This is a genomic window from Halomonas sp. FeN2 (genome assembly GCF_020595105.1).
In the GTDB taxonomy this organism is placed as follows: Bacteria; Pseudomonadota; Gammaproteobacteria; order Pseudomonadales; family Halomonadaceae; genus Vreelandella; species Vreelandella neptunia.
This window is the reverse complement of record NZ_CP074200.1, coordinates 3,737,227-3,754,936: the sequence shown is the minus strand read 5'-3', so window position 1 is coordinate 3,754,936 and position 17,710 is coordinate 3,737,227. Positions and strand designations below refer to the sequence as shown.

Genomic DNA, 17,710 nt, shown 5'->3' with positions numbered 1-17,710 from the left:
AAGTTCTATCAACTCTAGCTTGACTCTACTCCACTCTTTCACAACCAAGCAAAGCCTAATTCGGCAGTCCCCCCTTGCATCTCCCCCACCCGCCTCCTACACTCCACCCACGAACAGCTTGACGGGGTGCCGGTGATATCCGGCTGAGATGGCGCAGGGCGTAGCAATTAATGCTGCCAAGCGCTGGTCCCGCTGAACCTGATCCGGCTAATGCACTGCTACTTACACAAGTCGCAGCGCGGGTACCGGCGTAGGGATCAAGCGATGGCCACGGCTTCATTTCACGCCACCTTTCACGCCATTTCCTCGATCTTTTTCGCCCACCCTCCGGATCATTACCACCGGAGAAGTCATGGGCTACCGCTTTACTGATCTCACCACCGCCTCTCATGAAGATTGGCGCGCCTATATTGAGCACGATTTTGTGCGCCAATTGGGCACTGCCACGCTGCCTGAGGCGTCGTTTCGCCACTATTTAAAACAGGACTACCTGTTTTTGATTCACTTCGCTCGCGCCTACGCGCTGGCTGCCTATAAAAGCCCCACCCTTGCCGACCTTCGCCAGGCCCATGAAGGCTTAAAAGCCATTGTGGATGTGGAGTTGGGCCTGCACGTGGGCTTTTGCCAAGAGTGGGGGATTTCCGAGCAGGAGCTGGAAGCGCTCCCCGAAGCCAGGGCCACCCTGGCCTACACCCGCTATGTATTGGATACCGGCAACCGCGGCGATCTGCTCGATCTGCACGTAGCGTTGGCCCCCTGCCTAGTGGGCTATGGCGAAATCGCCAACTGGTTGAACGCCCAGCCCTCTACCCTACGCGGTAGCCAAAACCCTTTTGACGCCTGGATTGCCATGTACGAAGGCGAGGAGTTTCAGGCCGCCATGCAGGCAGAGCTTGAATGGCTCAATACCCGCTTAGCCGATGTCCCCCCCGCCCGCTTCGCCGAACTCAGCAAGATCTTCCGCGATGCCACCCGCCTGGAAATCGATTTCTGGCAGATGGGCTTAGCGCTGATAGACCAAGACCTGACAGCTTAATACAGCACAACAACAAACTATGGAGACCGTAATGACTAAGTCCGTCAACAATAGAACCAGTCACTTTTTAGCCGAAACCGCCCAGGTCGATGCCGCCGCCATTGCGCCACTGCCCGGCTCGCGCAAGGTTTACGTGGAAGGCTCACGACCCGATATTCGCGTGCCGTTCCGGGAAATTTCGCTTTCACCTACCAAAACCACCGGCATTGATGAAGAGAACCCGCCACTGCTGGTGTATGACACTTCTGGCCCCTACACCGACCCAGAGGCTATCAACGATTTACGCAAAGGCTTACCCGCCCTACGCCGGGCCTGGATTGAAGAGCGCGACGACACCGAATTCCTAACCGGGCCCACGTCAGATTACGGCAACCGCCGCGCCAATGACCCCACCCTTGCCCAACTGCGCTTTGATTTAACCCGCACCCCACGTCGCGCGAAAGCGGGTAAAAACGTGACTCAGCTGCACTACGCCCGCCAAGGCATTATCACCCCGGAAATGGAGTTTATTGCCATCCGCGAAAACCAACGTCGCCAGGCGTTAGGTACGGCAGAAGTAGAGCGTATTCTGGGCCACCAGCACCCCGGCCAGAGCTTTGGCGCCAGCCTACCGGAAGAAATTACGCCAGAGTTCGTGCGCCATGAAGTGGCCCGCGGACGGGCGATTATTCCCAATAACATCAACCACCCGGAAAGCGAGCCGATGATTATTGGCCGTAACTTTCTGGTCAAGATTAACGGCAACCTGGGCAATTCCGCGGTGACGTCTTCAATTGAAGAAGAGGTGGATAAGATGACCTGGGGCATCCGCTGGGGCGCGGACACCATTATGGATCTCTCCACTGGGCAGAACATCCACGAAACCCGCGAGTGGATTCTGCGCAACTCGCCGGTGCCCATTGGTACGGTGCCTATTTATCAGGCGCTGGAAAAGGTTAAAGGCGTGGCCGAAGACCTCACCTGGGAAGTCTTCCGCGATACGCTGATCGAGCAGGCCGAACAGGGCGTGGACTACTTCACCATTCACGCGGGCGTACTGCTGCGCTATGTGCCGCTCACCGCCAAGCGGGTCACCGGTATTGTTAGCCGCGGCGGCTCGATCATGGCCAAGTGGTGTTTGTACCATCACCAGGAGAGCTTCCTGTATACCCACTTCGAGGAGATCTGCGAGATCTGCAAGCAGTACGACGTGGCGTTCTCCCTCGGCGATGGCCTGCGCCCTGGCTCGGTGGCGGATGCCAACGACGAAGCGCAAATGGCGGAGCTGAAAACCCTCGGCGAGCTGACCCATATCGCCTGGAAGCACGACGTGCAGGTAATGATCGAAGGCCCCGGCCACGTGCCCATGCACCTGGTGAAAGAGAACATGGATAAACAGTTGGAGTACTGCGACGAGGCGCCCTTCTACACCCTCGGCCCGCTGGTGACGGATATCGCCCCCGGCTACGACCACATTACCTCAGGCATTGGCGCAGCAATGATTGGCTGGTTTGGCTGCGCCATGCTCTGCTACGTCACGCCCAAGGAACATCTGGGCCTGCCCAATAAAGACGATGTCAAAACCGGCATCATCACCTACAAGATTGCTGCCCACGCGGCGGACTTGGCCAAAGGCCACCCTGCCGCACAGCGGCGCGACAATGCCCTTTCCAAGGCGCGGTTCGAGTTCCGTTGGGAAGACCAGTTCAACTTGGGGCTAGACCCGGATACCGCCCGGGAATACCACGACGAAACCCTGCCCAAAGACTCCGCCAAGGTGGCCCACTTCTGCTCCATGTGCGGGCCAAAGTTCTGCTCCATGAAGATCAGCCAGGAGGTGCGTGACTACGCCAATGAGCACGGCCTCAACGGTGATCAGGAAGCGGTGATGAAAGGCATGGAAGAGCAGGCAGAGAAGTTCCGCAACAAAGGCAGTGAGCTATATCAGGAAGTTTAAAATAGCGACTTACTGAACAGTGTCGTGACTATATGTGGCTCTTGAGTCTTAGCAAAACTCAAGGGCCACTTTACATATCTACTTGCAACGGATCAGACACTGCATGTTTCTCTGGCTTTGCAATTCCTTATAGAGCTCCCGTTCAGCGACCTCAACTGTTGGCGCGATCAGGCTTCTAAGTACAAATAACCATTTACTGAATTTTCTCTAAAAGTATTTATCGCTCAAGTAGATTAATTATACATTGCTCGTGTATGATTATCATTTACGTCGCGCTCTGTTCATAGCGTTCTATTTAAAACCAACACCATTCAAAGAACTGATTCCAGATGAAAACCAAACTTTCCTTGGCGGTAACCGCGGCTCTGCTCAGCGCAGGCCTGTTAACCGGCTGCAGTGATGATAACGAATCAACGTCAGCAGCCACACAGGAGGAAGCGCCGAAAAATAACGCAGCCCCCATACTGAAATATATTCCGGCTGACTCTCCTTACTTTATGGCCTCGCGCGACTCATTTCCGGAACAAGATGTCTTTGATCTTTATCAGCGCACGCAGCCCATAGCTAACCTTGAGTCTGATCTAGATGAATTGCGCGCCTCGCTGGCCGATGTCGATGATGAAGCCCTTCGCTCGATGATGACGTTGTTAATCGCAACGGGTGAAGAACTACTCGATGTTGAAACTCTGGATGATGTCCATGCACTGGGCCTGAAAATAAGCCCCCAAATCGCTATTTACGGGCTAGGTATTTTGCCTGTTATGCGCATACAGTTGCACGATGAAGATGCTTTTCGCGAAACGCTGCAGCGTATCCTGACCAAGGCCGATATCACTCCAAACGAGGCCTCCACCAACGGCACCAACTACTGGGTGTTGACGCCTGAGGCTCCGGTCAAGGCGATCCTCGCTATCGAAGATCAACAACTAGTGCTATCGATGGTGCCACAGGATGCCAGCGACGAGCTGCTCACGCAGGTGCTGGGTAACACGCTGCCCGAAAGTAGCATCGGAGATACCGGCTCGCTGGCAGAACTTGAACAGCGCCATGGCTTCACCCCTTACGGTGCTGGCCAGCTCTCGTTTGCACGTCTGCTTAATGAGTTGAGTAACCCCACTCATACAGGGACTCAGGCAATGCTGGAAGCGACTGATACTGAGCAATTGGATCTGTCCAGCTGCCAGGCAGACATCGACCGTATTACCAGCCGTTTCCCCGGCGTTGTTATGGGGACGCGCGAGAACGATCTCGAAAATATGGAAATGAATCTCATTCTGGAGACCGATGAGGAGATTGTCAGCGACCTCCGTGCCCTGATCACTCAGGTTCCAGGTCTTGGCAATACAGAGGGCATGGCCAGCATTGGTTTGGGCCTGAACCTGCCGGTACTAGTTCAGACCGTACAGAAATATGCTCAGCAAGTGCGCGAAAACCCCTTCAGCTGTGATGAGCTGCAGGAACTAAACAGCGCCTGGAACGAGGCTAACCTAGCGATCAATAATCCGATCATGATGATGATGGGCCCATCGCTGTCTGGCTTCAACGCGCGTATTAACAGCCTGACAATGAAAAACGGCGAACCCTTTGCGACCGGCATCCTCACACTCGCCTCACAAAACCCGCTAACACTGCTATCTACAGCAAGTTCCTTCGCGCCTGAGTTAGGGGCGCTTGGACTGGAACCCGGCGGAGAAGCCAAGCAAGTCGAGAGTACGATGCTGCCACCAGACACACCGGAGCTCTACGTCGCCATGTCGGACACGGCTATTGCACTGAGTGCAGGCATCAGCGATTCGTCGGTACTACAGAAAGAGCTGGAAGCTCCTGCTTCAGAGCGTGACCTGCTGCTTCATGGCCACATGACAGGCGAGTTTTATCAATCAATGGTTAAAGTGATGGAGCAGATGCCAGCAAATGATGCGTCAGAGTTCGATATTGAAATGCTCAAGCAATATGGCGACGTCTACAAGAACATGGAGTACTGGTTCAGAGTGGATGACGCAGGCATCGAAATGAGTTTCTCGCTGGAATTAAACTGATACCTAGCTGTTCTGTCATTTGAAAACCCCGCTACCTCTGGTAGTGGGGTTTTCGCTCATAGCATCGCATTAGACACTATCTGCAAAAGGCAGAAGCTGGCATTAACAAACCCTCAATAAAGCTAATAGCAAGCCATACATACAGAGCAAAACAACAGTTCAAAGCCATTCAAACGCCAACAGGGGGCCGAAGCCCCCTGTTGGTATCTGTGTTACATGATTAGCGCTGTTTTTTCTGGCTCTCCTTGGCGTCGCCTTTGCCTTTTTGCAGTTCGCCTTTCGCCTGCTGGGCCTTACCTTTGGCTTCAGTTTTGGTGCTACCGGTTGCCTTGCCCGCGGCTTCTTTCACTTTACCTGCTGCTTTGTTGGCCGTTCCTTTAGCTTTATCATCTTTACCAGTTGTCATGACGAACACCTCTAATCCGTTAGTAGGGAAAACGCCGTATGTGAAAGGTGCGAATGGCACTGCTGATCACACATCGACACATTCATCAGAGTAGCCTTTATTAAAAAAGTTGCGCTACTTAATTTATGGCGGGTTTATTTGGGGTTGATCGCGGGTAAACGCGTTGGTGCCCAGCGGTTCAAGACGAAGTGCAGGCAAGCCATAGCCAGCAGCGTAAGGATCAGTGCCACACTCATGGAAGAGAAGCGATAGAGCGCGCTGTAAACCAGATCCTGCTGCGGGCCTAGCGACTGGCCGAACAGAATTCCCAAGGTGGTAAGCCCACCAAAGCCAATCCCTGATCCGCCCCCTTCATGAATATGCTCCCGAGCGAAGAGTATTAGCCCCAGCCAGTAGAGCATCACCACCAGCAAAAAATGGTGACTCTGGGTATACAGGAGTAGCTGCATTAGTAGTGCCAAATTACACCCCAGCAGCGTTCCTATAGCTCGCTTACCGGCTGATACTTTCGCGCCAGAGTATCCCAGCGTAAATAGCACCAGGATGGTAGCCATCTGCGCCGAGAGCGACCCCTGCAAGTCGAACACCTGAAACACCACAAACGAGAGCGTGGCGGTTAATCCACCGATTAAGGTTTCATGACGAATTTGCGAGGATGTTTTGGTGGCTCTGGGCGGCGGTTTGCGGGCTTCCACGTCAGGAAACAGCGTATGCATCAGCATGGCAATAAACACCGCCAAACCACTGGCGACGAGATTACAGGCCAGTAAATCGCTCAAGTCTACATTGGGGTAGCTGGCAAAGTGGAGCAGGATGCTGAGCGTCAGCACGCCGTTTGCGCCAAACAGAAACAGGGGGCCTTTCGCCATCAGGTTAAAGCGAAACAGAAACATGCCCATCACCACCAGGGTCATCACTGGCGGCATATGTTTAAGCAGCCCCACCACCAGGCTGACTTCAAGCACGTTAAGCGATACGTTGGCTAAAAACTGGCGAATAATATGGCCATTAAGAATCGGCACCATGCCCAGCAAGAACATTGGAAAAACGGTAAAAAACACCCCGTAGTTCCAGCCCATCAGTTGGCTGACCACAAACCCCAACGTGCCGCCGCCAGCTACCCGCAGGCACTGACGCAGGCCGTTTTGGGTTAACGCCGGGCGAGCAGTTCCCTTGACATTAGCCTCACCGCGCCTCCCCCACCAACCTTTAAACGGGGTCAACAACATGCGCTTAATATACGGGCTGTTAATAAACATAGTGCAGCCAGCTGATGAGATGCGCCTGTAACCATGCAAAAGGCTTGGCCAAAGCAGCATCGCCAGGCTGAAGCTGCACCGTGGCGCGGGCGCCGCTGGGTAACAAATTCTCGATTGGCTGAGTTAACGCTAGGTGTACGCGCATACGCTGGGCATCGCGCACCCAACGGTCGGTGGTGGGAATATCGGCCAGTTGACCATCGGCGGCCAGCTGGCCTTCGCGAACACCGGCATCCATGTTGATTACTTGCGCATCAAATACTTGTCCCGGCCAGGCATCAAACACTACCTGCGCTGAATCACCAGGGGCCGCATGGCGAAGGCTCTTTTCACGAAAATCGGCAATAATATCCATCCCATCGGTCACTATCGCTACTGCTGGCTGCCCCGCCTGAACGTAGTCACCCACCTCTAGCTGCAGATTGGCAACACGACCGGCTTGCGCGGCGCGCACCTGAGTACGGGCAAGATCCAGCTGCGCCTGGGAGAGCGCATTGCCTGCTTGACGCAAACGCAGATTTGTCTCGCCAGCATCGCCCAACTGCACTTCCAGGCTGACGATTTTAGCCCTGGCTGCTGCTACGCTAGCCTGAGCGGTGCGCTCAGCGGCCACCTGCTGTTCGTACTGTTGGCGCGATACGCTCTGCTGCGCCACAAGAGTTTCAGCACGCTGCAGTTCACCCCGCCGCTCGGCAGCCGTCGCCTCAGCAGACGCCAGCTCCGCTTGTGCAGAGGTTAGCTCTGCTTCCAGCTGGGCATTCTCTCGCCCGGCCTGTTCGCGGTTAAGCTCCGCCTGCTCAACGGCTAAGCGAAACGGCGCCGGGTCTATCTGAAACAGCACGTCACCTTTGGCCACATGTTGATGATCACTCACCAGCACCTCACTCACTGGGCCGCTGAGTTCGGGCGCTATACGCGTTACCGGCCGCATCACCCTCGCCTCCGGCGTCATGGGCATAAAGCTATCGGCTAACAGAAAATAGATAAAAAGCAGTACAAAGGCAGCAAGGGCTACCTTCACCCAGCGGGCAAATGTTTGATCAGGGGTCATGCAGAGCTCACTTGTTAGCCACCAGGCAACTACCTGGCCAGCGCCTCTCAACGGGCACGTATCGTGTAGGGAATCGCATAGGGGACTTTAGTCTAACAATTAATTAGCGCGCTAACAATATAGGTGTTGTAATGATGAAAATAAAAACCCCATAGCCAATTTTTAGCTACAGGGCTTTATATCGAATAAATCTCACGGTGATATTTACCGCCCCTTGGATAAACTCAGCACGACAATGCCGCCAACCACGACTGCCCCACCTACCAACTGGCCGGGGCTAAGCATTTGCCCCAACACAAAGTAACCCAGCACCAGGGAGGCAACCGGCTCGATATTCATCACCGGTGCGTTGCGTGCCATATCGAGTCGCGGCACAAAAATAAACAGCGTCGAAAACGCCGAGCCATACAGCAGACCAAGCAGCGTCAGCCCTAGCCAGCCGGTACTGTTATCCGGCAGGCTCATACCCCCTGGCACCACACCGGCGATGCCGCCAATGATCATGACAATAAACACGGTCTGCATGGTCAACAGGCTGCGCAGGGTGCTGCCCACTCCTGCAAGGCGGTGCTCGGTAACCCACAGCGCGCAGGCAAATACGAAGGCCGCCATTAATCCAAAACCAATGCCTGCTATCCACCCCGGCCCCATGCCATCGGCGCTGGCAATCCATGAGGGAATATCCAGCACCACCAGTAAGCCGATTAAAATCGTGCCCATAATCAGACAGCTACGCAGAGTAGGACGCGGGCCGCCCAACGCCCAACTGAGCAGCGCCAGCTGAATAGGAAAGGTATTGACCAATAGCAGTGCGATCACCACCGGCAGTCTGGCCACCGCCGAGTAGAGACTAACGCTCTGGATCGCGATCAACAGCCCCACGGCGAGTTGCCACGGCCAAGAGCCTGCGGGCAGCCACAGTCGCTTTCTCTGTACGATGACTAATGCCACTAAAATCAGGCAGGCCACCCCCGAGCGGGTTAATACCGCCAGTAACAGCCCGGTGCCATTATCAAACGCAAGCCGCGCCGAGACATGATTGGCGGCGAACATAGTGGCCACGGTCATCATTAACAGAATGGCCAAATGGCGCGGCAGTAGTTTAGGCAAAGGGGACGCTGACATAAGAACAGAACGGCTCATTAAGGGAGTTAAGAAAGAGTAAGGCGAAGATCGGGCGTGTAGCCATCGATAGCTCAGCATGCCTCGCAGTTACATAGTAGGCTAACGAATTCCAGGCGCTGCTTTTCCGCAGCGCAGCATGTTAAACTAAAGTCTATCTCTTTGCTCACTAACCTCCTAGCGAAAAGGTTTTTATGAATGCACCGGTGCTGGTAATTAACTGCGGTTCCTCCTCTATTAAATACGCGTTGATTGACTCAGACCCTCAGGCACCACGTCTTGAAGGCATAGCTGAGCGCCTGGGTAGCGATGAGGCTGGCTTAAAGGGCAAAAACAGTACCGGTGAACGTTTTACTCAGCCACTTCCTGGTGCTGACCATACCCAAGCACTGAATGCCATACTTGAGCGTATGGAGGGCCGATTACCCGTGGCAGTGGGCCATCGCATCGTGCATGGAGGCGAGCATTTCACCCAGGCTGCACTCATTGACGACAGCGTCATCGCCGCTATCCAAACTACCGCAGCGCTTGCCCCCCTGCATAACCCCGCGAATTTGGCCGGCATTGCTGCGACCCAAAACGTCTTTCCTGAACTGCCCCAAGTGGCCGTGTTCGATACCGCTTTCCACCAAACCATGCCGCCGCGTGCCTACCGTTACGCCCTGCCAGAAAGCCTCTACGTTGAGCATGGCATTCGCCGCTACGGCTTTCATGGCACCAGCCACGCTTACGTTAGCCAGCGGGCGGGCGAACTGAGTAGCCGTGGCGCAGGCGGCTGGCTGACCGCCCACTTGGGCAATGGTTGCTCCACCAGCGCGGTTTGGAACAATCAAAGCCAGGATACCAGCATGGGCCTTACCCCACTGGAAGGCTTGGTGATGGGCACCCGCAGTGGCGACGTCGACCCCGGCCTGCACGCCCATCTACACCGCCAACTGGGCTGGTCGTTAGACAAAATCGACAACGTGCTCAATAAAGAGAGCGGCCTACTGGGCCTTTCAGGCTTAACCAACGACATGCGCGAAATTGAGGAGGCGGCTGAACAAGGGCACGCCACCGCACAGTTAGCCATGGAGGTGTTCTGTTACCGTATCGCCAAATCGTTAGCGGCACTCTCCTGCGCACTACCCCAATTAGACGGGGTTATTTTTACCGGTGGCATCGGCGAGAACTCGCCTATTGTGCGCCTTCATGTGCTGTCACTTATGCCCCACTTCGGCTTTGCGTTGGATAAAGATGCTAACGAAACGACTATTCGCGGCAAAGAGGGCAAGCTGGATAGCGCTGGTCATGAAGGCCCCCAGGTGTGGGTGATCCCTACCGATGAAGAGGGTCGCATAGCCCTGGAAACCCGTCACTGCTTAGAGACACGTGTATGACTCCCCACCCCGATCAGCCACAAGCGATTCTGTTAGTGCCTACCAGCCAGGGCGTCGGGCTTACCTCCGCCTGTCTGGGTTTAATTCAAGCGCTGGATACCATCGGCCTGAAAGCCGGATTTTTAAAGCCGTTTATGCAGAACGAGCTGAACGGCCCAGGTTTGGATCGTTCCACCGCGTTGGTCTCCCGGGCCCTAAACCAACGCCCGCCGTCGCCGATTTCCCAGGCGCGGCTGGAGCGCTTGCTGCGCGACGACCAAACCGATGAGCTAATGGAAAACGCCGTTGAGCTCTATGAGCAGGTTGTCCAGCAGGCCCACCGCGATGGCAGCACCTTAGACCTTGTCGTGGTAGAGGGCGTGGTGCCCACCCAGCACACCACCTATGCGACTCAAACCAATGCCCAACTCGCCAACGCGCTGAATGCGCGGATTATTCTTGTCGGATCTGGTGACTTAAACGAGCCCCAGGCACTGGCCGAACAGCTTGATATGCACGCACGCAGCTTTGGCGGAGTTAGCTCCAGCCGCACCCTGGGCGGCATTTTGATGCGCATGAAGAACCTGCCTTACGCTCAGGAAGACGATCTTTCTGCCGCGCCGGGCACCTTCAAACCGCAGCTGGAAGAGTCGGTACTCACTGAGCTACGCCAGTACTCCCCTGCCCTGGCAACCGATAAATTCCATCTGATTGGCGTGGTGCCTTACAGCAAAACCCTTAGCGCCTTGCGCACCCTGGATGTGGCCCGAGCGCTTAACGCCAAGCTGCTGAACGAAGGCGAGGCAGCCAGCCGCCGGGTGCTCTCCACCAGCCTCTGCGCACGCAGTGCTGCCAACGCCCTGCATATTTTCACCCCTGGCAGCTTGGTAGTCGCCTCAGGTGACCGCGACGATGTGGTACTGGCCTCAGCGCTAGCGACCATGAACGGTATTCAGCTAGCGGGCGTACTGCTGACCAACGGCTTTATGCCTAACGACAGCATGATTGAAATGTGCCGCCCCGCGCTCAAAACGGGCCTACCGGTATTGGCGGTAGAGACCGACAGCCTGACCACGGCACAGAACCTCAGCCAGTTAAGCAGCGAAATCCCTATGGACGATTTCGAGCGCGCCGAACAGGTGGCTCGTTACGTCGCCGCCCATATAGATCTTGAGTGGTTGAAAGCCCACCTGAGCAGCGGTTATACCCGCCGCCTTTCGCCTTCAGCGTTTCGCCATCAGTTGGTTAAACTCGCTCAATTGGCTAAAAAGCGCGTGGTGCTACCAGAGGGTGATGAGCCACGTACTGTAGAAGCGGCCATTATCTGCCAGCGCCGCGGCATTGCCGACTGTGTGCTGCTGGGTAAGCGTGACGATATCGAAAACGTAGCGCGTAACCGCGGACTCACGCTGCCCAAAGCGCTGACGATCATCGATCCCGAAAGCAGCCGCGCGCGCTATATTGGCCCGATGGTCGAGCGTCGTCGTGGCAAGCTCAACGAGCTAACCGCCGAAGCGCAGCTGCAAGACAACGTAGTGCTCGGCACCATGATGCTGCAGCTGGATGAAGTCGACGGGCTGGTTTCCGGCGCCGTACACACCACCGCCAACACCGTGCGGCCCGCCTTTCAGTTGATTAAAACCGCGCCGGAGTATAACCAAGTCTCGTCGATCTTCTTTATGCTGCTGCCCGAGCAGGTGGTGGTCTACGGCGACTGCGCGGTTAATCCCGACCCGGACGCTGAAACCCTGGCGGAAATCGCCCTGCAAAGCGCCCGCTCCGCTGAAGCCTTCGGTATTGAGCCACGCGTCGCCATGATCAGCTACTCCACCGGTGACTCCGGCACCGGTGCGGATGTAGATAAAGTCCGCGAAGCCACCCGCATTGCTAAAGAACGCGCGCCGCACTTGGCCATCGACGGCCCGCTACAGTACGACGCCGCCGCCATCGAGAGCGTGGGCAAGCAGAAAGCCCCCGACTCGCCGGTGGCAGGTAAAGCCACCGTGTTTGTGTTCCCCGACCTCAACACCGGCAATACCACCTACAAAGCGGTGCAGCGTAGCGCCCGCGTAGTAAGCGTTGGCCCCATGCTGCAAGGGTTGAACAAGCCGGTGAACGACCTTTCCCGCGGCGCATTGGTCGACGATATCGTTTATACCATTGCCCTCACCGCCATTCAGGCCAGCCAGCGGGAAAGCTGAGTTACAGAAACTTTTCCTTAGCCAATAAAAACGCCCCAAGCAGACAACTGCTTGGGGCGTTTTTATTAACAACTTAAAGGTATGAGAGGGCTAGACCCACATCGGCACCATCGATTCCAACACCATGACTAAACTCATCGCGGTGATGGTAAGGATAGAGACGCCAAACACCTTTTTGGCCCAGCGCACATCGTCGTCTAAACGGTAGCCGCGCAGTGCCAAGTAGAGCCAGTAACCGCCCATAGTCAGCGCCACGCACAGATACCCCGCGCCCGCCTGGCTGGCCAGCCCTAGCGCCAGCGAAGCAGGTATAAACGCCACGATATAGCCGAGGATATGGTGTTTCGCCATTTTGACCCCGCGCACCACCGGCAGCACCGGAATCGAGGCGCGGCGGTAATCGGCGTAGCGGAAAATAGCAATGGCGTAGGAGTGCGGCATCTGCCACAGGCAGAAAATAACCAGCAGCATAATGGCACCGCTGTCGAACTGCCCCGTCACGGCGCAGTAGCCCACCACCGGCGGCATCGCGCCGGAAAGGCTGCCCACCAAGGTGCCATACTCTGAGCGGCGCTTCATATAGAGGCTATAAAGCCCCACATACACGCCCCAGCCAATGACTGCCAAGGCAACGGTTAGCCCGTTGGTGCCCAGCGCCAGACACACCACCCCCGACACACCCAGCAGCGCCGAAACGCCCAGCGCTTGGGTGATGGAAATGCTGCCCCTGACCAGGGGGCGATGGCGCGTACGCGCCATCAATGCATCAATATCGCGGTCAATGACGTTGTTACACGCACAGCCCGACGCAATGATTAATGCAATCCCCACCATGACCGCGACAAAGCTGAGCCACTCGAACTGCCCCTGGGCGGCCAGGGAATAGCCGCCTAGAGTAGCAATCAGGTTGCCCCCGATAATGCCCGGTTTGGTCAGCTCAAGCAGATCCCGCCAGCGGCTAGGTGCTGAAATCAGCCGATCATCATGTTGAGATGCAGATGCTGCATGATCCACAGCGAGCCTCCTACCACTAAGACGAGAATCGTCAGTGTGAAGACGAAGGACATCAGATTCCAGCCCTCGTCGGCTTTGGTATTCATATGCATGAACATAACCAGCTGTACCAATATCTGCAGCACAGCGGTCACCACGACCACGATGACGGTAGCCAGTGTGCTGAGTGCGCCACTCATCACTACCGCAAAGGGGATGATGGTCAGTATCAGCGACAATACCAGTCCTGTCACATACGACTTAACGCTGCCATGGGCATTGGGTGAACTAGACGAAGAATGACTCATCTCACAGCACTCCCATCAGATAGACGAATGAGAAGACACAGATCCAGACAATATCCAGGAAGTGCCAGAACAGACTTAGGCACAAAATCCTCGGCCGGGTCATATCGTTCAACCCTTTGGTGTACAGCTGTACCAGCATCACCAAAATCCAGATCAAACCAAAGGTCACGTGTAGCCCGTGGGTGCCCACCAGAGTGAAGAACGACGACAAAAATGCACTTTTATCCGGCCCATAGCCTTCATGAATCAGATGCTGAAATTCGTAGATCTCCATGCCCACGAACCCCGCTCCCAGTAGGAAAGTCACGGCGAGCCACGCTTTTACCTGACCAAGGCGTTCGGCGTTCATCGCCAGCACACCCATGCCGAAAGTAAAACTACTGAACAACAGCAGAAACGTTTCGACCAGTACAAACGGCAGCTCGAAAATTTCCGCCGCTGAGGGGCCTGCTGCCGTGCCCTTCATCAACACGGCGTAGGTGGCGAAGAGCGATCCGAAGATCACCAAATCGCTCATTAAGTAGACCCAGAACCCGAACAATTTCGTGCCCGTGGCATCGTGATGCTCTTCCTCGTGCTCTACCGGGTGGTGTGAGCTATGATTTAGCGTATCAGTCGACATTACGCTTGCGCCTCCACGCCTAGTTTTTGTTCACATTTGAGTTGATGCTCACGTTCGATGCGCTCAACTTCTGCGGCGGGAACGTAGTAATCGATATCGTCGTTAAATACCCGTGCCATAAAGCTCACAAATACACCTACGGCACCTACACCCGCTAACCACCAGATATGCCATACCAGCGCGAAACCAATCACGAGTGCGAACAGGCTAATCACCGGACCTGCCACCGTGTTACGCGGCATGTGAATATCGGTGTAAGGGGCTTCTTCAAGCTGCTCTTCGCCGCGCTGTTTCTGCGACCAGAAGCTGTCGATATCGCCCACTTCCGGCAAACGCGCAAAGTTGTAGAACGGCGCAGGGGAGGAGGTTGACCACTCCAAAGTGCGACCATCCCAGGGATCGCCAGTGACATCCGCATTTTGTTTACGGTCACGGATGCTGACCCAGAACTGAATAACGGTGCAGGCAATACCCATCATGATGATCACCGCGCCTACCCAAGCCAGAATCATCCACGGCTGCCATTCGGGGTTGGCGTATGACTGCATGCGGCGCACGGCGCCAAAGAAGGCCAGCACGTAAAGCGGCATAAAGGCGACGTAGAAGCCGATAAACCAGCACCAGAACGAACGCTTGCCCCACTTTTCGCTCAGCGTGAAACCGAACGCTTTGGGGAACCAGAAGGTCAGACCCGCCATCATGCCGAACACCACGCCACCGATAATGACGTTATGGAAGTGGGCAATAACGAACAGGCTGTTATGCAGTACAAAGTTGGCTGCGGGCACCGCCAGCATAACGCCGGTCATACCGCCCAGGGTAAAGGTGATAATAAAGCCCAGCGTCCACAGCACCGGCGAAGTGAGTTCTAAGCTGCCGCGGAACATGGTGAACAGCCAGTTGAAGACTTTCACCCCGGTAGGTATGGCGATGATCATCGTCATAATGCCGAAGAAGGCGTTGACGTTGGCCCCTGCTCCCATGGTGAAAAAGTGGTGTAGCCAAACAATAAACGACAGCAAGGTGATCGCAATGGTCGCCCATACCATGGTGGCGTAGCCGAATAGGCGCTTACGGGCAAAGGTCGAAATAACTTCAGAGAACACGCCAAAGGCGGGCAGAATCAGGATATAGACTTCCGGGTGGCCCCAAGCCCAGATGAGATTGACGTACATCATCATGTTGCCGCCAAAATCATTGGTAAAGAAGTGCATACCCAAATAGCGATCCAGGGTGAGCAGTGCGATGGTCGCGGTTAAAATCGGGAAGGAAGCGATGATCAGCACGTTGGCGCACAGCGATGTCCAGGTGAAGATCGGCATGCGGAACATCGTCATGCCCTTGGTGCGCATTTTAATAATGGTCACGAAGAAGTTGATACCGGTGAGCGTCGTACCTATCCCGGATATCTGCAACGCCCATATCCAGTAATCGACCCCCACCCCGGGACTAAACTCGATCCCCGATAAAGGCGCATAGGCAAGCCAGCCGGTTTTGGCGAATTCGCCCACCACCAGCGAGATATTGACCAGTATCGCCGCTACGGCAAACAGCCAAAAACTTAAGTTATTCAGGAAAGGGAAGGCGACGTCGCGGGCGCCAATTTGCAGCGGCACCACCAGGTTCATCAGGCCGATGACCATGGGCATGGCGACAAAGAAGATCATAATAACGCCGTGGGCGGTAAAGATCTGGTCGTAGTGTTCAGGGGGCAAATAGCCCGCTGCATCCCCGGCGGCCATAGCCAACTGGGTACGCATCATTATCGCATCCGAGAAGCCACGCAGCAGCATGACCAGGGCAACAATGAAATACATAATGCCGAGCTTTTTATGGTCAACGGAGGTAAACCACTCGTTCCACAGCCAGCCCCATTTACGGTAGTAAGTTATCAAACCAAACAGTGCGATCCCGCCAATGGCCATAAAGGCTGCGACGACCATGATGATCGGCTCATGATAGGGAATTGACTCTAAACTGAGTTTTCCAAACACGGCTTAACCTCCCGCTTCTACGCTAGAGGAGTGGCTGCGCATGGCATGATCCTGACTAGCATGGTTGTTGGTGACATGACCTGATTCGGCCGCGTGATCGGTAGCGTGAGCGCTTTCACCATCGTGCGAGTCAGCATGATCGCCGCTCAGCTGGTGGTCGCCGCCCATAGAGTGTTCACCGCCGGTGTGGAAGCTTTTCAAAATGCTTTCATACAGCGACGGCGAAACGGCCGAGAAGTACTCCACCGGATTCGATTCGCTGGGTTCAGCCAACGCTTCATAACCTTCGGGGTAGGTCAGCGTTTGTGGGGCGCCGCGCACAGTTTCCACCCAGGCATCAAAATCGGCGGGCGTGGTCACCTTGGCGTCAAAGGTCATGCCGGAGAAGCCTGCCCCACTGTAGTTGGTGGAGCGGCCAGGGTAGCTACCCGTTTCATCGGCGATAAGATGAACATCGTTATCCATACCCGCCATGGCGTAGATCTGACTGCCAAGGTGAGGGATAAAGAAGGCATTCATCACCGAGCCGGAGCTCACCCGAAAGCGCACCGGGGTATCCACCGGGAAGGCCACTTCATTAACGCTGGCCACGCCCTGCTCGGGGTAGATAAACAACCACTTCCAATCCAGCGCTACGGCCTGTATTTCGATCGGCGCCACGTCGCTTTCCAGCGGCTTGTGAGGGTCAAGGCTATGGGAGGTTTTCCAGGTCAACAGGGCGAGTACAGCGATAATCGCACAGGGTACGATCCACACCACTGCCTCGATCACATTGGAGTGCGCCCAGTCAGGCATGTAATTAGCTACGCTATTACTGCGCCGGTAGCGCCAGCCAAACAGCAGCGTCATGACAATAACAGGAATAACCACAATCAACATGAGGCCAAAGGCGGTCAGAATCAGCGTTCGCTGTTCAGCGCCAACCTGGCCTTTTGGGTCTAGCAGCGCTGAACTACAGCCTGCTAGAAACAGACACAGCGCAAGGAGCACCAAGGTGCCTCGCCTGCGCCAAAGAGAGCGTCGTTGCATGGTGTGATCTCGTCCAGGTTTTAAAAGTAAGGTTTTAAAAACAACAGGTTGATTAGAAACTAGCCAGCCACGCCATTTATATAAATAGCAGGCTAACTACCACCCCATACTCTTCCCAAAACATGCTCGTAAGCACACAGCTAAAAACGTTGCTAAAAACAATGCGTATCGCAGTGAGCGTCATTGCTCCGGGAAAAATATGCGTCGCCGGATGGGAATTGGCGACGAGCCAAGCTGGCCCAATCACGAAAGATTAGATCAACTAAGACTAAAGTATTTTCTATTGATCGAGATCATGAAAGAAGTGGCGCATTGCCGCACCCAAGGTATTGACTACCATCAACAACGCCCCACTC

Annotated in this window: 14 protein-coding genes and 1 riboswitch; of the genes, 5 read left to right on the top strand and 9 right to left on the bottom strand. The window is 55.3% G+C overall.

Features of this window, described 5'->3' with window-relative positions; all coding sequences use genetic code 11:
- The first annotated feature begins 112 nt into the window (after positions 1-112).
- Positions 113-274, top strand: a riboswitch (TPP riboswitch).
- A gap of 78 nt (positions 275-352) precedes the next feature.
- The 3 genes from tenA to KF947_RS17200 all read left to right on the top strand — a co-directional run bounded on the left by tenA (position 353) and on the right by KF947_RS17200 (position 5,011).
- Entirely contained in the window at positions 353-1,036 is a 684-nt protein-coding gene (tenA, locus tag KF947_RS17210; protein ID WP_133731276.1) for a thiaminase II, read from the top strand.
- Positions 1,037-1,067: 31 nt separating this feature from the next.
- Positions 1,068-2,972, top strand: a complete 1,905-nt coding sequence (gene thiC / locus KF947_RS17205; protein WP_133731277.1) for a phosphomethylpyrimidine synthase ThiC — start codon at positions 1,068-1,070, stop codon at positions 2,970-2,972.
- Between the two features lie 329 nt (positions 2,973-3,301).
- The gene (locus KF947_RS17200) at positions 3,302-5,011 is read left to right on the top strand and encodes a hypothetical protein (RefSeq protein ID WP_223287813.1); all 1,710 of its coding nucleotides are present in this window, start codon (positions 3,302-3,304) and stop codon (positions 5,009-5,011) included.
- Positions 5,012-5,231: 220 nt separating this feature from the next.
- Here KF947_RS17200 and KF947_RS17195 read toward each other — a convergent pair whose 3' ends face one another.
- From KF947_RS17195 to KF947_RS17180, 4 genes are all read right to left on the bottom strand, one after another.
- A complete protein-coding gene (locus KF947_RS17195; protein WP_101145912.1) occupies positions 5,232-5,417 on the bottom strand; it encodes a CsbD family protein in 186 nt (61 codons plus the stop codon).
- Between the two features lie 134 nt (positions 5,418-5,551).
- Positions 5,552-6,676, bottom strand: a complete 1,125-nt coding sequence (locus KF947_RS17190) for a DUF2955 domain-containing protein (RefSeq protein ID WP_133731279.1) — start codon at positions 6,674-6,676, stop codon at positions 5,552-5,554.
- Entirely contained in the window at positions 6,666-7,727 is a 1,062-nt protein-coding gene (locus KF947_RS17185) for an HlyD family secretion protein (protein WP_133731280.1), read from the bottom strand. Before KF947_RS17185 ends, KF947_RS17190 begins: the two co-directional genes overlap by 11 nt.
- A 204-nt stretch (positions 7,728-7,931) precedes the next feature.
- A complete protein-coding gene (locus KF947_RS17180) occupies positions 7,932-8,852 on the bottom strand; it encodes an EamA family transporter (RefSeq protein WP_133731281.1) in 921 nt (306 codons plus the stop codon).
- 191 nt (positions 8,853-9,043) lie between these two features.
- On the opposite strand from KF947_RS17180, the gene KF947_RS17175 reads away from it, so the two are divergent.
- Together KF947_RS17175 and pta are read left to right on the top strand one after the other, a co-directional pair.
- Positions 9,044-10,228, top strand: a complete 1,185-nt coding sequence (locus KF947_RS17175) for an acetate/propionate family kinase (RefSeq protein ID WP_133731282.1) — start codon at positions 9,044-9,046, stop codon at positions 10,226-10,228.
- The gene (pta, locus tag KF947_RS17170; RefSeq protein ID WP_133731283.1) at positions 10,225-12,408 is read left to right on the top strand and encodes a phosphate acetyltransferase; all 2,184 of its coding nucleotides are present in this window, start codon (positions 10,225-10,227) and stop codon (positions 12,406-12,408) included. Before KF947_RS17175 ends, pta begins: the two co-directional genes overlap by 4 nt.
- Positions 12,409-12,498: 90 nt before the next feature.
- Here the strand turns inward: pta and cyoE are convergent, their stop codons facing one another.
- Genes cyoE through cyoA form a run of 5 tightly spaced genes read right to left on the bottom strand, consistent with a single transcriptional unit; the run spans position 12,499 to position 17,354 of the window.
- A complete protein-coding gene (cyoE, locus tag KF947_RS17165; protein WP_227404611.1) occupies positions 12,499-13,422 on the bottom strand; it encodes a heme o synthase in 924 nt (307 codons plus the stop codon).
- A complete protein-coding gene (gene cyoD, locus KF947_RS17160) occupies positions 13,380-13,709 on the bottom strand; it encodes a cytochrome o ubiquinol oxidase subunit IV (RefSeq protein WP_133731285.1) in 330 nt (109 codons plus the stop codon). Before cyoD ends, cyoE begins: the two co-directional genes overlap by 43 nt.
- A 1-nt stretch (position 13,710) precedes the next feature.
- A complete protein-coding gene (gene cyoC, locus KF947_RS17155) occupies positions 13,711-14,331 on the bottom strand; it encodes a cytochrome o ubiquinol oxidase subunit III (protein ID WP_133731286.1) in 621 nt (206 codons plus the stop codon).
- The gene (gene cyoB, locus KF947_RS17150; protein ID WP_227404610.1) at positions 14,331-16,325 is read right to left on the bottom strand and encodes a cytochrome o ubiquinol oxidase subunit I; all 1,995 of its coding nucleotides are present in this window, start codon (positions 16,323-16,325) and stop codon (positions 14,331-14,333) included. The genes cyoC and cyoB overlap by 1 nt, the downstream gene beginning before the upstream one ends.
- Before the next feature lie 3 nt (positions 16,326-16,328).
- Positions 16,329-17,354 (bottom strand): ubiquinol oxidase subunit II, encoded by a 1,026-nt coding sequence (gene cyoA, locus KF947_RS17145; RefSeq protein ID WP_227404609.1) that lies wholly within the window; start codon positions 17,352-17,354, stop codon positions 16,329-16,331.
- Positions 17,355-17,710 lie beyond the last annotated feature (356 nt).